The organism is Cryptosporangium arvum DSM 44712, from assembly GCF_000585375.1.
Lineage (GTDB): Bacteria > Actinomycetota > Actinomycetes > Mycobacteriales > Cryptosporangiaceae > Cryptosporangium > Cryptosporangium arvum.
Window position 1 is genome coordinate 8,341,742 of sequence record NZ_KK073874.1, and the last position, 16,133, is coordinate 8,357,874.

The 16,133-nt window shown below is 72.9% G+C and carries 17 protein-coding genes; 6 read left to right on the forward strand and 11 right to left on the reverse strand.

All coding sequences use genetic code 11. The features are described 5' to 3' along the window. Nucleotide 1: 1 nt before the first annotated feature. The 3 genes from CRYAR_RS38095 to CRYAR_RS38100 are packed head-to-tail and all read right to left on the reverse strand — an operon-like array spanning nt 2 to nt 999. Nucleotides 2–508, reverse strand: a complete 507-nt coding sequence (locus CRYAR_RS38095; protein ID WP_157018390.1) for a SigE family RNA polymerase sigma factor — start codon at nt 506–508, stop codon at nt 2–4. Between the two features lie 21 nt (nt 509–529). After that, nucleotides 530–670, reverse strand: coding sequence for a hypothetical protein (locus CRYAR_RS51405; RefSeq protein WP_211247840.1), 141 nt, complete (start codon nt 668–670; stop codon nt 530–532). After that, complete coding sequence (locus CRYAR_RS38100; RefSeq protein ID WP_051571475.1) at nt 667–999, reverse strand: VOC family protein; 333 nt, start codon at nt 997–999, stop codon at nt 667–669. The genes CRYAR_RS51405 and CRYAR_RS38100 overlap by 4 nt, the downstream gene beginning before the upstream one ends. Before the next feature lie 40 nt (nt 1,000–1,039). Between CRYAR_RS38100 and CRYAR_RS38105 the strand changes: the two genes are divergently transcribed. Then, nucleotides 1,040–1,294, forward strand: a complete 255-nt coding sequence (locus tag CRYAR_RS38105) for a hypothetical protein (protein WP_035858097.1) — start codon at nt 1,040–1,042, stop codon at nt 1,292–1,294. Here CRYAR_RS38105 and CRYAR_RS38110 read toward each other — a convergent pair. Both CRYAR_RS38110 and CRYAR_RS38115 read right to left on the reverse strand, forming a co-directional pair. Further along, nucleotides 1,277–1,924, reverse strand: a complete 648-nt coding sequence (locus CRYAR_RS38110; protein WP_157018805.1) for a LuxR C-terminal-related transcriptional regulator — start codon at nt 1,922–1,924, stop codon at nt 1,277–1,279. The genes CRYAR_RS38105 and CRYAR_RS38110 overlap by 18 nt on opposite strands. Then, nucleotides 1,924–3,156: a sensor histidine kinase gene (locus tag CRYAR_RS38115; protein ID WP_211247841.1), complete on the reverse strand. Its 1,233-nt coding sequence runs from the start codon at nt 3,154–3,156 to the stop codon at nt 1,924–1,926. Before CRYAR_RS38115 ends, CRYAR_RS38110 begins: the two co-directional genes overlap by 1 nt. Nucleotides 3,157–3,266: 110 nt before the next feature. Between CRYAR_RS38115 and CRYAR_RS38120 the strand changes: the two genes are divergently transcribed. The 5 genes from CRYAR_RS38120 (at nt 3,267) to CRYAR_RS38140 (ending at nt 8,162) form a co-directional block, all read left to right on the forward strand. Next, a complete protein-coding gene (locus CRYAR_RS38120; protein WP_157018392.1) occupies nt 3,267–3,971 on the forward strand; it encodes a hypothetical protein in 705 nt (234 codons plus the stop codon). Then, a complete protein-coding gene (locus CRYAR_RS38125; protein ID WP_035869492.1) occupies nt 3,971–4,828 on the forward strand; it encodes an ABC transporter ATP-binding protein in 858 nt (285 codons plus the stop codon). Before CRYAR_RS38120 ends, CRYAR_RS38125 begins: the two co-directional genes overlap by 1 nt. Beyond that, nucleotides 4,825–6,315: an ABC transporter permease gene (locus CRYAR_RS38130; protein ID WP_035858102.1), complete on the forward strand. Its 1,491-nt coding sequence runs from the start codon at nt 4,825–4,827 to the stop codon at nt 6,313–6,315. The genes CRYAR_RS38125 and CRYAR_RS38130 overlap by 4 nt, the downstream gene beginning before the upstream one ends. 135 nt (nt 6,316–6,450) lie before the next feature. Beyond that, nucleotides 6,451–7,398, forward strand: a complete 948-nt coding sequence (locus CRYAR_RS38135; RefSeq protein ID WP_035858105.1) for a daunorubicin resistance protein DrrA family ABC transporter ATP-binding protein — start codon at nt 6,451–6,453, stop codon at nt 7,396–7,398. Further along, on the forward strand, nt 7,395–8,162 hold the full coding sequence (locus CRYAR_RS38140) for an ABC transporter permease (RefSeq protein ID WP_035858107.1): 768 nt from the start codon (nt 7,395–7,397) through the stop codon (nt 8,160–8,162). The genes CRYAR_RS38135 and CRYAR_RS38140 overlap by 4 nt, the downstream gene beginning before the upstream one ends. On the opposite strand, the gene CRYAR_RS38145 is transcribed toward CRYAR_RS38140, so the two are convergent. The 6 genes from CRYAR_RS38145 to CRYAR_RS38170 form a co-directional block, all read right to left on the reverse strand. After that, complete coding sequence (locus CRYAR_RS38145; RefSeq protein ID WP_051571476.1) at nt 8,104–11,172, reverse strand: ATP-binding protein; 3,069 nt, start codon at nt 11,170–11,172, stop codon at nt 8,104–8,106. The two genes, CRYAR_RS38140 and CRYAR_RS38145, sit on opposite strands and share 59 nt — an antisense overlap. After that, the gene (locus CRYAR_RS38150) at nt 11,169–12,551 is read right to left on the reverse strand and encodes an MFS transporter (protein ID WP_035858109.1); all 1,383 of its coding nucleotides are present in this window, start codon (nt 12,549–12,551) and stop codon (nt 11,169–11,171) included. The genes CRYAR_RS38145 and CRYAR_RS38150 overlap by 4 nt, the downstream gene beginning before the upstream one ends. Before the next feature lie 63 nt (nt 12,552–12,614). Then, on the reverse strand, nt 12,615–13,094 hold the full coding sequence (locus tag CRYAR_RS38155) for a MarR family winged helix-turn-helix transcriptional regulator (RefSeq protein ID WP_035858113.1): 480 nt from the start codon (nt 13,092–13,094) through the stop codon (nt 12,615–12,617). Between the two features lie 52 nt (nt 13,095–13,146). Further along, on the reverse strand, nt 13,147–14,040 hold the full coding sequence (locus CRYAR_RS38160; RefSeq protein WP_035858115.1) for a CPBP family intramembrane glutamic endopeptidase: 894 nt from the start codon (nt 14,038–14,040) through the stop codon (nt 13,147–13,149). 72 nt (nt 14,041–14,112) lie between these two features. Further along, nucleotides 14,113–14,772 carry a response regulator gene (locus CRYAR_RS38165; protein WP_035858120.1) on the reverse strand — a complete coding sequence of 220 codons (660 nt, stop codon included), beginning with the start codon at nt 14,770–14,772 and terminating at the stop codon, nt 14,113–14,115. Further along, nucleotides 14,760–16,022 carry a sensor histidine kinase gene (locus CRYAR_RS38170; RefSeq protein WP_051571477.1) on the reverse strand — a complete coding sequence of 421 codons (1,263 nt, stop codon included), beginning with the start codon at nt 16,020–16,022 and terminating at the stop codon, nt 14,760–14,762. The genes CRYAR_RS38165 and CRYAR_RS38170 overlap by 13 nt, the downstream gene beginning before the upstream one ends. Nucleotides 16,023–16,133 lie beyond the last annotated feature (111 nt).

The following is a 16,133-nucleotide window of genomic DNA, read 5'->3' on the forward strand; positions in this document are numbered from 1 at the left end:
ATCAGCTCCTCGTCGCCGCGGCGGTGTCGTTCTCCGTCAGGGCTTCGCGCAGCTTGGCCAGGCCGCGGGCGGCCTGGCTCTTCACCGTGCCCGGACGGCAATGCAGGGTCTCGGCGGTCTGCTCCACCGAGAGGTCGCAGTAGAAGCGCAGCACCAGCACCGCCCGCTGGCGCGGCGGCAGGGCGCGGAGCGCGTCCTCCACGAGCAACCGTTCGGCCACGTCGGGCCCGGGGGTGGCCAGCTCGGGTGGCCGGTCGAGCAGCACCACCCGGCGGGCCCAGCCCGTGCGCTGCTCGCCCAGGAAGACGCGGACCAGCACGGTCCGCGCGTAGGCGATCGGCTCCCGGGCCCGGCCCGCCTTCCCCCAGTGCCGGTACACCCGCTCCAGCGTGCCCTGGACGAGGTCGTCGGCTCGATGCCAGTCCTGGCACAGCAGGTAGGCGACCCGCCGCAAACTCGGTAAGACCCGGTCGACGTACTCCAGGTACGCCTCGTCGTCGGTGGTCACCGAACCTCCTGCTCTCGCGTCTCACCCTCCAGATGCGGACGGGTCCGATTCGGGTTGCACGAGATCGGCGGCATTCTCGAGCGCGTCGGCCGCGCGCTCCCGCTCCTCCGGGGTGAGGACGACACCCGCGACCGGGTCGTCGGCGGCGTCGGGCCGTGTCAACGCGGTGTCGAGGATCCGGGCTCCCTGCGCGGTCTCCCCGCGGGAGTCGGCCTGGTCATCCGCGGAACGCCCGACACCAGCACCTTGCCGTAGGCGGCACGCATGCCCGCAGCGAAGGCCCGGTGCATACCCGCGACGTCCGGCGTCACCACCAGACACGACCCGTACGACTGCGCCGGCTCGAACCCGGGCATCGCGAAGAAGTGCAGCCCCACGTCCGCTCGTCGCACCACCACGTACGGGTGGGGTTTGTGCTGCTCGTAGGTGGTGCGGAAGCCGAGCGCCAGGTAGAACGTCTCGATGTCGTCGATGGCGTCCGTTCGCAGCACAGCCGGAGTGCGCCGAGGTGACCGCGCTACGGTGACGGCCATGTTCGGCGACCCGGTGCAGACCTTTCAGGTGAACGCGGAGGCGATCCTCGCCCAGCAGTTCGATCCCCGCCGGTACCCGCACCGGCACCTGGTGATCGTCGGGTCCGGGTTGCGCTGGGTGGAGCAGCTGGCCCGGGTGATGGCCGCCGTGGAGATGCTCACCACGGTCGGGTTCGAGCTGGTCACGGTGGGCGAGAACGAGCAGTCACATATCCGCTACGCGGTGCTGCGCCGGTCAGCCCCGGCTGCGTAGCCAGGTCAGGACGGCCAGCACGCGGCGGTTCCCGTCGGTGGCCGGGGGCAGGTCGAGCTTCGTCAGCACGTTGCCGACGTGTTTGCCGACCGCGGCCTCCGACAGGAACAGCCGACGCGCGATCGTGGCGTTGGAGTGCCCCTCGGCGACGAGCTCGAGCACGACCCGTTCCCGGTCCGAGAGCCGGCTCACCGGGTCGTTGCGCCGCCGCAGGAGCTGCCGGACGACGTCCGGGTCGACGACCGTGCCGCCGTCGACGACCCTGCGCAGCGCGGCGACGAAGTCCCCGACGTCCACGACCCGGTCTTTGAGCAGGTAGCCGACCCGGTGGCCGTCCGCGGACTCCAGCAGGTCGGTCGCGTACGCGTGCTGCACGAACTGGCTGAGCGCCACCACGGCCAGCTCCGGACGACGTTCACGCAGCGTGAGGGCGGCGCGCAGCCCTTCGTCGAGGAAACCCGGCGGCATCCGCACGTCGGTGATCACCAGCTGTGGCTCCAGCCGGGCCGCCGCGGCCAGCAGGGCGTCGGCATCACCGACCGCGGCCACCACGTCGAACCCGAACCGGCCCAGCACCCCGGCGAGCCCTTCGCGGAGCAGCACACCGTCCTCGGCCAGCACCGTTCGAATCAGTTCCACGGCAGCTCCACCCGCATCGTCGTCGGTCCGCCGTCCGGACTGGACAGCAGCAGCCGGCCGCCGGCCGCCCCGACCCGGTCGGCCAGCCCGGTGAGGCCGGTGCCGCGGTCGGGCGACGCGCCGCCGCACCCGTCGTCCCGGACCACGACCGTGAGGAGCTCACCCTCCTGACGGAACGTCACCGCGGCGGACGACGCCCCGCTGTGCTTCGCGACGTTCGTCAGCGCCTCGGCGACGACGAAGTACGCCGTGCTCTCGACGTGCGACGCCGGCCGTCCCGGCAGCGACGTGTGCACGGTGACCGGCACCGCGCCGCGGTCGGCCAGCTCGCGGACGGCGTCGGGCAGCCCGAGATCGGTGAGCAGCTGGGGGCGGATGCCGTGGATGAGCTCACGGACCTCCACCATCAGGTTCTTGGCCTGCTGGTGGGCGTCGGCGACGGCCTCCGACGCGGGCGAGCCGTCGTCGAGCAGCAGCCTGGCCACGCCGAGTTGCAGCGAGAGGCTGACCAGCCGCTGCTGGGTGCCGTCGTGCAGGTCACGTTCGATCCGCGTCCGCTCGGCCTCGAACGCGTCGACGAGCCGGGCCCGCGACCGCGTCACCTCGATCAGCTCCTCGGACTCGCCGACCAGCGCCCGCGCGGCGGCGGCGTGCGCCCAGGCCGCGACCCCGAGCAGGTACGGCAGCGCGGGCAGGAAGGTCAGGCCCACGACCGTGTACGGCAGCGCCTCGGAGACCGTGGACGCCGTCCCCACCCCGAGCGCCACCGGCCCGTCCCCCACGGCCAGCGGGGCGAACAGCCAGCTCACGGTCAGCACCAGCACGAGGCACAGGGCACCGTAGAGCACCGGACCCGCGGTCAGGAGCAGCACGGCGTAGGCGACCTCACGCCAGGTGGCGGCCTCGGTGTAGCGCGTGCGGAGCCAGCGTTCGGCCCGGACCGGCCGGTGCCCGGAGCGGACGGCCCGGTACCCCAGCAACCGCAGCCGCGCCCGCTCGACGTCGGCCAGCGGCATCGCCACCAACGGGCCGAGGCCGACGAGCAGCGCCAGCCCGGGCAGGATCCAGATCGGCTGGAGCCGGGAGTAGGCCAGCAGCAGCGGCAGGCCGAGCAGACCGAACGGGACCGCGGCCGCCACCCCGACCGGCACCGTCGACGCCAGGTACCCGATCGCGCGCCACGGCCCGACGGTGAGCAGGTATCGACGGTCGAGAACGTTCACCGGCGCCAGTGAACCGCCTGCCCGGCGCGTTGTCGGTAGAGCCAGGTCTACCGGGATGCGATGGCTACGGTCCGTGTGGCGGCCCCGGCCCCGCTGGTGTGCTCGGTCGCATGAGATTTCGCCTGGCACCGATCCTGGCGGCGGTCGTCCTCAGCGCCGCCTGCACCGACGTGAGCTCGATCAACGAGACCAGCCGGGACCAGCGTTCGTTCCCGCTGTCCGGTACGGCGCTCGTCGTCGACGCGACGGGCACCAGCGTCCGGCTCGTCGCCGGTGACGACGACGAGGTCGGCGTCGACCGCGAGCTCACCGGCAAAGCCACCGCCGACGGGCAGGCGTCCTGGTCGATGAGCGGCAACCGGCTGACGCTGCGCGTCACCTGCAGCGGTTTCGTGCCGGACTGCAGCGGCCTGCACGTCGTGCAGGTCCCGGCCGGCGCCGCGGTGACGATCACGAGCGACTCGCCGGTCCGCGCCGTCGCCCCGGCCGGCCCGCTGACCGCCACGGTCACCGGCAGCTGGCTGCGTGTCGAGGACCCCTCCGGGGTGTTGCGCCTGCGGGCCGAGGAGTCGGTGACCGTCACCGGCGCCACGGCGGGCGACGTCACGGCCGCGTCCGGGACCCGGGTCGAGCTCGGTTTCCGCGCGGCTCCGGAGCGCGTCGACGTCCAGGCGACCGACCGGGCCACGGTCGCGCTCCCGAAGGGCCGGGAGACCTACCGGGTCGACTGCGCCTGCACCGCGCCGAACGACCCCACGAGCGAACGCACGATCACCGTCCGGGCGCGTACCACCCAGATCCGGAAGGCCGCGTGATGCTGGAACTCGTCGAACTCGCCAAGGACTACCGCACCAAACCACGCGCGGTCGACGACGTCACGCTGCGCCTCGACGCCGGTGTGCTCGGCCTGCTCGGCCCGAACGGCGCCGGCAAGTCGTCGCTGATGCGGATCGCCGCGACCGTGACCAGGCCGACCCGGGGCCACGTGCTGTTCGACGGCGTCGACGTGGTGAAACGGCCGGACGCGCTGCGTCGCACGCTCGGCTACCTGCCGCAGGACTTCGGCGTGCACCCGCACCTGACCGCGGTCGAGTTCCTGTCCTATCTCGCCGCGGTCAAGGGCCTGTCGAAGCGCTCGGCGCGCCGGCGGATCCCGGAGCTGCTCGAGCTGGTGAACCTGAGCGCGGCGGCCAAGCGCCCGCTGGGCGGCTACTCCGGCGGCATGCTGCGCCGTGTCGGCATCGCCCAGGCGCTGCTCGCCGACCCGCGGGTGATCGTCGTCGACGAGCCGACCGCCGGTCTCGACCCGCAGGAACGGGTCCGTTTCCGCACGCTGCTCAGCGATCTGGCGTCCGACCGGGTGGTGGTGTTGTCGACGCACATCGTATCGGACCTGGAGACCGTCACCGACGACATCGCGGTGCTCGCCGGCGGCCGCCTGGTGCACCGCGGGAGCCTCGACCGGCTGCTCGGCACGGTGGCCGGGCAGGTGTGGGAGATGACCGTCGCCCCGGCCGACGTGCCCGCGGTGCAGGCGGGGCACGTGGTCACGAGGCTGATCCGCACACCGTCCGGGGTACGGGTGCGGGTGCTCGCACCGTCCCCGCCGGGCGCCGACGCCGAGCCGGCCACCCCCGACATCGAGGACGCCTACCTGGGCCTGGTCCGATGATCCTCGCCGTGGCCAGAGCCGGGTTCCGCGAACGTCGCCGCCGCCCCGCCTACGCGGTCGTCCTGATCGCCGCGGTCGGCCTGGGCTACCTGGCGATCCCGGCGCCCGATTCACACTGGACGATCGTCAGCCTCGGTGGTTACCGCGGCGTCTACAACAGCGCGTACACCGGCACGGTCGCCGCGCTGGCCGGCGCGCTCTGGCTGTGCGTCGGCGGCTTCTTCGTGGTGCGGACCGCGCTCGCGCAGGACCGGGCCACCGGCGTACGCGAACTGCTCGTCGCCTCCCGCATACGCAGCGCGTCGTACCTGGTGGGCACGTTCCTCGGCAACTTCCTCGTGCTGGCGTCGATGGCCGGGGCGCTCGCGCTCACCGCGGTGATCATGCAGCTGGCGCGGGGCGAGTCGGCCGCGCTGTCCCCGGTCGCGTTGCTCGCGCCGTTCGTGCTGTTCACGCTGCCGGTGCTCGCGGTCACCGCGGCGCTCGCGGTGCTCTGGGAGACCGTTCCCGGGCTGCGCGGAGGCTTCGGCAACGTCGTCTGGTTCGGCGTCGCGCTGGTCGGGATGATCGCCGCGCAGTCGCCGACCGCCCCGCTCGGCGGCCTCGGCACCGGCCTGCTCACCGACTCGCTGCGTACCGCGATGACGGCCCAGGGCCTGCGTCCGGAGGAGGGTGCGATCGGCTTCATGTACCTCGACACCCCGCCGACCACGTTCGTCTGGACCGGGCTGCCGGTCACCGCGGAGTTCGTCGGCCAGCGTGCGCTGCTCGTGCTCGCCGCGGTGGTGGTGGCCGTGGTGCCCGCGCTCTGGTTCGCGCGCCTGAGCCCGCTCCGGTCGTCCGGTGGCCCGCCGCGGACGGTTCCCGCTCACCCCTACAACGCTGATCACGCCGCTCCGGTCGCCTACGCGCGCGGTGCCGAGGCGGCTCCTTCGACCCTCGCCCGGCTGGTCGTCGGAGAGGCCAGGGTGCTGCTGTCCGGTGTCTCACGGTGGTGGTGGGCGGTGGCCGCGGTGCTGTTCGTGGCGGCGATCTTCGTGCCGTCGCGGGCGTTGCTGCTGGCGTCGTGGGGCTGGCCGGTACTGGTGTGGTCACGCCTCGGCCTGCAGGGCCGCGACGTCGGCGTCGACGCCCTGCTGGCCGCCGCCCCGCGGCCGGTGGCCCGGCTGCTGGCCGAGTGGGTGGCCGGCGTGGCGTTCACGGCCGCGGTCGGCGGCGCGGCGATCGTGCGCAGCGCCCCGGAGGCGTGGTCCGGCGCGCTGTTCGTGCCGTCGCTGGCACTGCTGCTGGGGTTGGTCAGCGGCGTCCCCCGGCTGTTCCAGGCGCTCTACCTGACCCTCTGGTGGTGCGTGGTCAACGAGTTCGCCTTCCTCGACTACCTGAGCGCGGTCCCCGGCGGCCCGAGCCCGCTGGCCGTCACCGCGGTCTCGGCCGCTCTCCTCGCCCTGGCCGTCGCGGTGACCACCGCCAGAGTCCGCCTCCGCTGACCGTGGGCGGTTCCGCGGCCGGCGGCCGACCGCGCGGTCGTGGAACCGCCGTGGAACGCGACGGAACCACGGCGGAACCGCGACGGAGCCACGGTCCCCGATCGTCATCGGCAAGCCCATGACGGAGGAGGAACCGTGACCAGTCCCCAGCCGGCGATCGCAGTCGCCGGGCTGCGCAAGTCGTTCGGCGAGCAGGTCGTGCTCGACGGCATCGACTTCGAGGTAGCCGCCGGAACGACGTTCGCACTGCTCGGCCCGAACGGCGCCGGCAAGACCACGACGGTGCACATCCTGTCGACGCTGCACTCGCCGGACGCCGGGGACGTGCGTGTCGCCGGGGCCGACCCGACGAAGAACCCCGACGCCGTGCGCAAGGTGATCGGCGTGACCGGCCAGTTCTCCGCGGTGGACGGCCTGCTCACCGGCGCCGAGAACCTGATGCTCATGGCCCGGCTGCACCACCTCGGACGTGCCGACGGCCGGCGTCGCACCCAGGAACTGCTGGAGCGGTTCGACCTGGCCGACGCCGCGAACAAGCAGGCCTCCGCGTACTCGGGAGGCATGCGGCGTCGCCTGGACCTGGCGATGACGCTCGTCGGTGATCCCCGGATCATCTTCCTCGACGAGCCGACGACCGGCCTCGACCCGCGCAGCCGGCAGACGATGTGGGAGGTCATCCGGCGGCTCGTGGCCGACGGCGTGACGATCTTCCTCACCACCCAGTACCTGGAGGAGGCCGACCAGCTCGCCGACCGCGTCGCGGTACTCGACCACGGCAAACTGGTCGCCCTGGGCACGCCGGACGAGCTGAAGCGTCAGGTCTCCGGCGGTCACGTCCGCCTGGTGTTCGCCGACCTCACCGCGCTGGAGGCCGCCGCCGCCGTCCTCCCCGACGCCGAGCGGGACGGCTTGGCGCTGACCGTGCCCGGCAACGGCAACGTCCGCGCACTGCAGGCGCTGCTCGACCGCCTGTCCGCCGCCTCGATCGAGGTCGAGGAACTGTCGCTGCACACGCCGGACCTCGACGACGTGTTCTTCGCCCTCACCGGCGCCCCCACCGCGAAGAAGGAGACGGTTCGATGACGTACGCCCTGAGCGACTCCGCCACGATGTTCCAGCGGAACATCAAGCACCTGCTCCGGAATCCGACCGCGATCATGGTCTCGGTGCTCATCCCGGTGTTCCTGTTGCTGCTGTTCGTCGGCGTGTTCCGCGCCCTCGGGCAGGCCGCGGCGGGCGACGGCGAGTACATCGACTACCTCGTCCCGGGCATCCTGCTGATGACGATCGCCTACGGCGTGCAGTCGACGACGCTGGCGGTGAACCAGGACATGACCGAGGGCGTGATCCAGCGGTTCCGCACGATGGCGATCGCGCCGTCGTCGGTGCTGACCGGTCACGTGCTGGCCGCGCTGGTCCGGACGCTCGTCAGCATCGCGCTGGTGCTCGGCGTCTCGCTGGCTCTGGGGTTCCGGCCCGACGCCGGGCCGCTGGACTGGCTGGCCGTGCTCGGGTTGGTGACGCTGATGTCGCTGGCGCTGGCGTGGCTCTCGGTCGCCGTCGGACTCGCCGCGCCGACCGTCGACTCGACCGGCGGCTTCCTGATCATCATCCAGCTGCTGCCGTTCATCAGCAGCGCGTTCGTCCCCACCGACACGATGTCCGGCGCGATCCGCTGGTTCGCCGAGAATCAGCCGTTCACGGTGCTCATCGATGCGATCCGGGCGCTGTTCTCCGGTGCGGCGGTCGGTTCCGACGGGTGGGTCGCGGTCGCCTGGTGCGTCGCGCTCACGCTCGTCGGCTACGGATGGTCGCGGGCGGCGTTCCGGAAGATCCGCGTCCGCTGAGCGCGGCGTCGGCGGCCAGCACGTCCTGGGCGACGGTCGGGAGCTCGTCCCGCGTGAGCGTGGCGTACTTCTCGACCGCCGCCCGGTAGGCGTCGGTGTCGGCGACCCGGTCGCGGACGCGGGCGATACCGGAGACCGACGACGGGAAGCCGCCCACGGCGCCGCACCGCTCGGCCAGGGCGACCAGCTCGGCATCCGCCCGCACGGCCGCGAGCGCCGAGAGCACCGCGGCGCAGGCGGACAGCGTCGGCGCCGGGTTGCCGGCCAGGAGCGTCGCGGGGTCGATCGCGGCGACCAGGTCGAGCCGGTCGGCCCCCGCGTGGGCCAGCACCGCGGCGGCCTGGGCCTCCGCCGCCCAGGACAGCCCCGACGACGTCGCGTCGTCGGAGACCTTGGCGATGTCGACGACCGACCGCCACATCGTCAGGCCGGTCTCGGCGTCGCCCCGCTGGAGCGCGAGCTCGGCCCGGAGCGCGAGGTCGAACCCGTACATCGTGGTGCGCTCGTCCGGGTCGTGGCGCATGCACTCGGCCAGCCACTGCTCGGCCTCGTCGATCCGGCCCGCGCACAGGTTCGCGAAGACGAGCGCCCACCGGATCCGGGTCGCGGTCGCCCAGGCCCCCAGCTCGTTGAAGACCTCGAGCACGACGCCGAAGTGCATCCGCGCCTCCTCGGTGCGGTCGATGTCGAGCAGCTCGCCGACGCGGGAGTGCGCGGCCGCGCGGATCCACCGGTTACCGGCGTCGCCCAGCACGTGCAGCGCCCGCTCCGCCGCGGCCAGCGCCGCCACCCGATCGCCTGCGCCCTCGGCGGTGTAGCTCAGCACGCTGTTGGCCACCGCGGCCAGCATCGGCTCCGGCCGCTCGGCCAGCGCCCGCACCTCGTCCGGGCCGTCGCAGCGCAGCACGGTGTCGGCCGCGCTGATCAGCGTCGTCGGGGCGGTCGGCGGGAGTCGGCGCGCGGTGACGATCGACCGGCCCGCCCGCTCCGGTTGGAGCAGCCCGGCGCTGATCGCGATGAGCACCATCGCGGCCCGCGCCACCTCGACGCTCCCCGGTTCGGGGCGGTAGTGCGACAGCGCCCAGGCCGGCTCGTCGACGAGCGGCAACAGCTTGCCGAGGTTCGACTCCACCATCCACAGTCCACCGAGCGCGGCGACGGTCGCGGCCACGCTCGGGCCGTCGGACCGCTCGACCGCGATCCGCAGGGCGAGTGCGAGGTTGTCCTGCTCGGCGCGGATCCGCCGGACCGTGGTGATGAAGTCCGGCCCGAACAGACCCTCGTGGTTGGCGACGCTGACGTCACGGGCCCAGGACAGGAAGCGGTCGTCGACGGCTTCGGCCTCCCCGGACTCGGCCCGGCGCAGCGCGCTGAACTCACGCACCGTCTCCAGCATGCGGAAACGCAGTTCGGAACCGGTTTCGACGACGGTGAGCAGCGACTGGTCGACGAGGTGCTCGAGCGTGTCGCTCTCGAAGCCGAAGCTCTCGGCGGCCGCCCCGGTGAAGCCGCCGGGGAACACCGACAGCGCACGCATCGCGGCCTGGCTCGACGGGGTCAGCAGATGCCAGCTCCAGTCGATGACCGCGGAGAGCGTCCGGTGCCGTTCCGGGGCGTCCCGGGAGCCGCCGCGCAGCAGCGTGAACCGCTTGTTCAGCCGGTCGGCGATGTCGCGCACGGAGAGCGCGCGGATCCGGGCCGCGGCCAGTTCGACGGCGAGCGGCAGGCCGTCGAGGTGACCGCAGACCTCGCGGACGATGTCGTCGGGCAGGTCGGCGCCGGGGCGCACCGCCCGGGCCCGCTGGCGGAACAGCTCCTCGCTGTTCTCGGGGCTCAGCTCGGGCAGAAGATGGACCGCCTCCGACGAGAGGCCGAGCGGGGTGCGGCTGGTGGTGAGCACACGCAGCTGCCGGCTCCGCGCCACCAGGCGGTGGACCAGCTCGGCCGCGCCGCGGATCACGTGCTCGCAGTTGTCGAGCACGAGCAGCGCCGGGCCCAGCGCCTCGGTGAGGCTGTCGACGGCGTCGCCGGGGCCGGCCACGACCCCGAGCGCCGTCATCACCTCACCGAGGACGTCGTCGTCGGTGACCACGCCGGCCAGCGGGACGAAGTGGACGGTGGTGCGGTCGGACGCCCGGGCCACCGCCTGCGCGAGCCGGGTCTTGCCCAGCCCGCCGATGCCGATGATCGACGTGACCCGGGACGTGCGGACGAGCGCGGCGACCGCGGCCAGGTCGCCGTCGCGGCCCAGCAGCGGGTTGGGGTCGAACGGAATGCCGTGGTGCTCGGTGCGGGCCTTCGGCCGGAGCAGCTCGGCGTGCGTGGCCTGCAGCTCCGGGCCCGGGTCGGCGCCGAGCTCGTCGCGCAGGGCGCGGCGGTAGGTGTCGTAGCGGGCCAGCGCGGCGGCCGGACCCTGCGTCGCGGCCTCGGCCCGGAGCAACTGGGCCAGCAGTTCCTCGTCGCGCGGTGCCTCGGCGGCGAGCTCGGTGAGCGGGCCGATCGCGTCGGCCCACCGCTCGAGACGCGCCAGCGCGAGCGCACGGGCCCGGGTGAGCACCGCGCGGGTGACGGCCCGGTGCGCGCGTAGTTCCCCGAGCGGATCGGTGGCCGCGGGCGGGGTGCCTGGACCGAAGAGGGCGAGGCCGGCCTCGGCGGCCTCCAGCGCGGCCGGGTGCGCGCCCCGCCGGGCCGCCGCGGTCGCTTCCGACGCTCGGAGCAGCACCGCCGACGCGTCGACGTCCTCCTCGGTCAGCGCGAGCCGGTAACCCCTCGGCGTGCTCACGATCAGATCAGGGCCGAGCGCCGCCCGGGCCCGGAACACCAGCGCCTGCAGCGCCTTGGTCGGGTGCTCCGGCCGCTCGTCCGGCCAGAGCTCGTCGATCAGCCGGTCGGAGCTCGGCCCGGCCCGGAGCTCCCCGGCCAGCAGGGCGAGGAGACGCTGCACCCGGGGGCCGACCACGTCCACGCCGCGGTGAGCCACCCGGGCCAACAGAACAAGCTGGACCGTCACACGTTCAGGCTAGTGACCTCCGCCGGGGCCTCGTGGCGTTGCCGGAGCAATGCGAACGCGAGGACGAACGCGGCGACGAGCAGCGCGGTGCCGGCCGCGAACGCCGCGTGGTACCCGCCGGTCAGTGCCGCGGCCCGGCCGTCGTCGAGCAGCGACTCGGTGCGTGCCGCGGCGAGTGTGGAGAGCACCGCGATCCCCGTCGCCATCCCGATCTGCTGCGTGGTGTTGAACAGCCCGGACGCGAGCCCGGCGTCGTCGGCCTTCGCTCCCGACATCCCGAGCGACGTCAGCGCGGGGAGCGCCAGCCCGAAGCCGGCCGCGAGCACCATCAGCGGCAACAGGTCGGTGACGTAGTCGGCACGCACCGGGACGCGGGTGAGCAGCGCGAGCATCAGGATCAGCAGGCCGATGCCGGCGAGCAGAACCCTCCGCTCCCCGAACCGGGCGTTGAGCCGCGCCGCGGCGCCGAGCGAGACCGCCCCGATCGTCAGCGCGGCCGGCAGCATGGCCAGCCCGGTCTCGGTGGCGTCGTAGCCCTGCACGTTCTGCAGGTACAGCGCGAACAGGATCTGGAAGCTGAACAGCACCGCGACCATCAGCACCTGGACGCCGTTGGCCACCGCGACGCTCCGGGTCCGGAAGATCCGTAGCGGCATGAGCGGGGTCGCCGCGGTGGCCTGCCGGGCCACGAACCCGGCCAGCAGCGCGAGCCCGCCGACGCCGACGAGCGGGGACCGGGTCACCACCGCGTAGATGCTCGTCATCAGGCCGGACGTCACCAGCACCGCGCCCAGGACGTCGGCGCCGGCTTTCAGTCCGATACCGCGGTCGTCCGGCAGCGCCGGAAGTGCCAGCGCGATCGCGGCGACGCCGATCGGCGCGTTGATGAGGAAGATCCAGTGCCAGCTCAGCGCGTCGGTGAGAACACCGCCCACCACCTGGCCGATCGAGGCACCGGCCGCCCCGGTGAAGCTGAACACCGCGATCGCGACCGACCGTTCCTTCGCCTCGGTGAACAGCGTGACGAGGATGCCGAGGCTGACCGCTGCGCTCATCGCGCTGCCGACGCCCTGCAGGAAGCGGGCCGCGATCAGGGCGGCCGGGCTGGTCGCCGCCCCGGCGAGCACCGAGGCGAGCGTGAACACGATCGAGCCGGCCAGGAACATGCGTTTGCGGCCGATCAGGTCTCCGAGGCGGCCGGCGAGCAGCAGCAGGCTGCCGAACGCGATCAGGTAGGCGTTGACCACCCAGCTCAGGCCGGCGGTCGAGAGCGCCAGGTCGGCTTGGATGGCCGGCATCGCCACCGTGACGATGCTGCCGTCGAGCACGCTCATCAACAGGCCGGTGGCGATCACACCGAGAGCGATCCAGCGGGACATGACGGTCCTCCTGTATTGGCTACAGGTAGGACCTTAGTAGATAGTTTTGTTGCAGACAATCTCTCACGAACGTTGTCTGGCGCGGCGGGCCTGGCCCTCCGCGGGCTGGGCGAGGTGGCCGGTGGCCAGGGCGGTCAAGGCCGCGAGCAGCGCGTCCCGGTCCTCGACCGCCAGCGATCCGAGGGCTTCGGCGTGCACGCGGTCGACGATCTCCTGGCTCTGCCGCGCCACCTCGACGCCCTTCTCGGTGACAGCGATGATGCGAGCCCGGCGATCGGTGCCGGACGGTCGACGCTCGGCGAGGCCGGCCTCGTCCAGAGCGTCGACCGTGACGACCATCGTGGTCTTGTCCATGTCGCCGATCTCGGCGAGCTGGGCCTGGGTCCGCTCCTCCTCGATCGCGTGGACGAGGACGCAGTGCATCCGGGCCGTGAGCCCGATCTCCGCCAGCGCGGCCGCCATCCGGGTCCGCAGCACGTGGCTCGTGTGGTCGAGCAGGTACGAGAGGTCCGGGCTCGTGCGGTTGGGCGCCATCGCAGTCATGCCTCCAGCGTACGACTGGTTCCGTTACGGATCATCCGCGTCCGAACCGGGGTCACACGTGAACCGGTTCGGCCGGGCGCTCCCTCTCCTCGGTGGTGTCCAGACCGAGGCGGCCACGGGTGGCGACGATGAGCACGAGCGCGCCGATCGTCGTCACGATGAGCAGGCCGTGGAGCGTGTCCTTGGCGTGGTCGAGCCGCGGGAAGATCTCCGGCCACACCAGCGAGTAGGTGCTGTTGATCAGCGCGTGCAGCAGCATGACCAGCGGCAGACTCTGCCCGGACCGGTTGAACACCCAGGTCATCACCAGGCTGAGCGGGATGCAGGAGGCGACGAACTCGACCGGCTGCACCCAGCTGACGTCCGGGTAGCCGCCCCACTCGGTGAGGAACAGCGGCAGGTGCCAGCAACCCCAGAGCAGGCCGAGCACGCAGGTGCCGAGCACCGGCCCGAACCGCCGCTGCAGCCGGGGCAGCGCGAAGTCACGCCAGCCCGGCTCCTCCGCCGTGGCCGTGGTGACGAACTGCACGATCACCATCGGCACGAACGCGATCGCGATCATCACCGACGGCACGCGGATCTCTTCCCAGGCGGCCGGCAGCGCGGCGGTCCCCAGCAGGATCGCGGCCGGGACACCGAACAGCACGCCGAGGAACCAGCCCCACCCGACCCGCCAGCGGAAGAGCCGCGCCTTCCAGTGCCGGAGCCCTTCCCGGCCCTCGCTGACCGTGGTCACGATGAACGCGGCCGTCAACGGCCCGAGGTACGCGCCGGGAAGTAACCCGACGAGCTGGCCGCTGCCGCCGATGTCGGGGATGTGGATGTCCGGCTCCACGTTCGTGCCGTGGTCGCCCAGCACGTACGGCATCCACATCATCCAGCTGAGGCCGAAGGCCAACAGGAAGAAGCTCGTCAGGGGATAGCGTCGGATCGCGTTTTTCAGCATGGACAGAGTTCATCGGTCCGGGGCCGTCCGAACACTCCCGCACGATGCCGTCCCGCGGTAGCGCCTGCTGTACTACTGCTTGCGCCGCACGTCCTCGAGGTAGCGCAGCACCGCGGTGACCCGGCGGTCGTTCTCGTCGTCGGGCGGCAGGTCGAGCTTCGCGAAGATGCTGCGGATGTGCTTGTGCACCGCCCCGTCGGTGACGACGAGCCGCTCCGCGATCGCCGCGTTGCCCAGGCCCTCGGCCATCAGCGCGAGCACGTCCCGCTCGCGCGGGCTCAGCCGCTCCAGCCGCGGGTCCGTGCGCGTGCGCGAGAGCAGCTGCGTGACGACGTCCGGGTCGATCGCGGTGCCCCCGTCGGCGACCCGGTGCAGCGCCTCGAGGAACTGCTCCACGCGTCCGACGCGCTCCTTGAGCAGGTAGCCGAGCCCGCTGCTGCCGCCGGCCAGCAACTCGGTGGCGAACGCCTGCTCGACGTACGCGGACAGCACGAGGATCGCCAGCTTCGGATGGCGCCGGCGGGCCTCGACCGCGGCCTTGATGCCCTCGTCGGTGTGCGTCGGGGGCATCCGGACGTCGACGAGCGCGACGTCGGGGCGATGGGTGTCGATCGCCGCCAGCAACTCGGCCGCGTCACCGGCCGTCGCCACCACGTCGAGCGCTTCGGCTCTCAGCAGGAGAGCGAGCCCTTCACGCAGCAGCGCGTCGTCCTCACCGATCACGATCCGCACGGCAGCTCCACGGCGAGGATCGTAGGCCCTCCCTTCGGGCTGTCGAGACGCAGTACTCCGTCGTAGGCCTCGATCCGGCGCCGGATGCCGTCCAGTCCGGATCCGTGCTGCGAGTCGGCGCCGCCGTGCCCGTCGTCGGTGATCTCGACGTACAGCGTTCCGCCGCGCAGCGCGGCGGACAGTTTCGCGGTCCGCGCGCCGCTGTGTTTCGCCACGTTCGTCAACGCCTCGGCGGCGACGAAGTACGCGGTGGCCTCCACCGAGGCCGCGCATCGCCCGGCCACGTCCACGTCGGCCTCACAGGGCACGGCCGACGCGCTCGCCAGACCGGTGAGGGCCCCGGCCAGACCGCGGTCGGCGAGCACCGGCGGCAGGATGCTGCGCGCCACCGCACGCAGGTCGGCCAGCGCGGTCTCGGCGGCGTCCTGCGCGCGGGCCAGGATCGCCTCGACCTCGTCGGGGTTGCGCGCCAGCGCCCGGCGAGCGGCGCCGAGCAGCACGTTCACCGCGACGAGCCGGTTCTGGCTCCCGTCGTGCAGCGCCCGTTCGATCCGCCGGAGCTCGACGGCGTGTGCGTCGAGCGCGGCGGCGCGGGTGGAGGTGAGCTCCGCGACACGCATCGACAGGTCGACGCTGGGGTCCGGGACGAGAAGTGTGCGGGCCGGCCACGACTGCAGCCGGGCCATGTTCGGGACGACCCCGACGATGACCGCGACCCAGCCGACGCCCAGTAGCGAGACCCAGAGCGCGCCGAGCGTGCTGTGCACCGTGCCGACGCCGATCGAGGTGGCGGTCGGATCGTCGGGCAGCAGCCGCCAGTAGAGGAAGAACGTCAGGTCGCGCACCGCCAGCAGCGGCAGCAGCGCACCGAGGAAGCCGAGCCCGAACCCGAGCGTCCCGTGACCGGCCGCCCAGCCGACCTCGCGACGCAGCGACCGGTCGGCCAGCGCGCCGCGGACACCCGGCGCCGGCGGGGGGAGGTCGGGCAGGTCGATGCCGTACCGGGCCAGCCGGTGGCGTTCCCGGTTCGCCAGCGCCCGCACCAGGCGCGCCGCGGCCGGAACGGCGAGCAGGCCGACGCCCACCACCGACGTGACCGCGGTGACGAGGACGATCGCCACGACCGCGAACGCCGCGGCCGCGGTGCCGAACCCGCCGACCAGCTGCTCGATGCCGATCCAACCCCGGCGGACCGCACGGCCGATCGCCGGGCGGAGGCTGCTCCGCGGTCGTACCGGGTCAGTGCTCATGATCGACGACCCTAGGCCGCCGCCGGTCACCGGGCAGTACAGCAGGCTGTACTCCGGCTGGGCAGGTGAGGGGCTCGGCGTCGCCGCTCGGAATTCGTAGCGTCGTTGTCA

Bases quoted from the DNA above. Each gene is read 5' to 3' on its own strand.
- CRYAR_RS38105 (WP_035858097.1), top strand. From the start codon at position 1,040: ATGTTCGGCGACCCGGTGCAGACCTTTCAGGTGAACGCGGAGGCGATC.
- CRYAR_RS38120 (WP_157018392.1), top strand. From the start codon at position 3,267: ATGAGATTTCGCCTGGCACCGATCCTGGCGGCGGTCGTCCTCAGCGCC.
- CRYAR_RS38125 (WP_035869492.1), top strand. From the start codon at position 3,971: ATGCTGGAACTCGTCGAACTCGCCAAGGACTACCGCACCAAACCACGC.
- CRYAR_RS38130 (WP_035858102.1), top strand. From the start codon at position 4,825: ATGATCCTCGCCGTGGCCAGAGCCGGGTTCCGCGAACGTCGCCGCCGC.
- CRYAR_RS38140 (WP_035858107.1), top strand. From the start codon at position 7,395: ATGACGTACGCCCTGAGCGACTCCGCCACGATGTTCCAGCGGAACATC.
- CRYAR_RS38150 (WP_035858109.1), bottom strand. From the start codon at position 12,551: ATGTCCCGCTGGATCGCTCTCGGTGTGATCGCCACCGGCCTGTTGATG.
- CRYAR_RS38155 (WP_035858113.1), bottom strand. From the start codon at position 13,094: ATGACTGCGATGGCGCCCAACCGCACGAGCCCGGACCTCTCGTACCTG.
- CRYAR_RS38160 (WP_035858115.1), bottom strand. From the start codon at position 14,040: ATGCTGAAAAACGCGATCCGACGCTATCCCCTGACGAGCTTCTTCCTG.
- CRYAR_RS38170 (WP_051571477.1), bottom strand. From the start codon at position 16,022: ATGAGCACTGACCCGGTACGACCGCGGAGCAGCCTCCGCCCGGCGATC.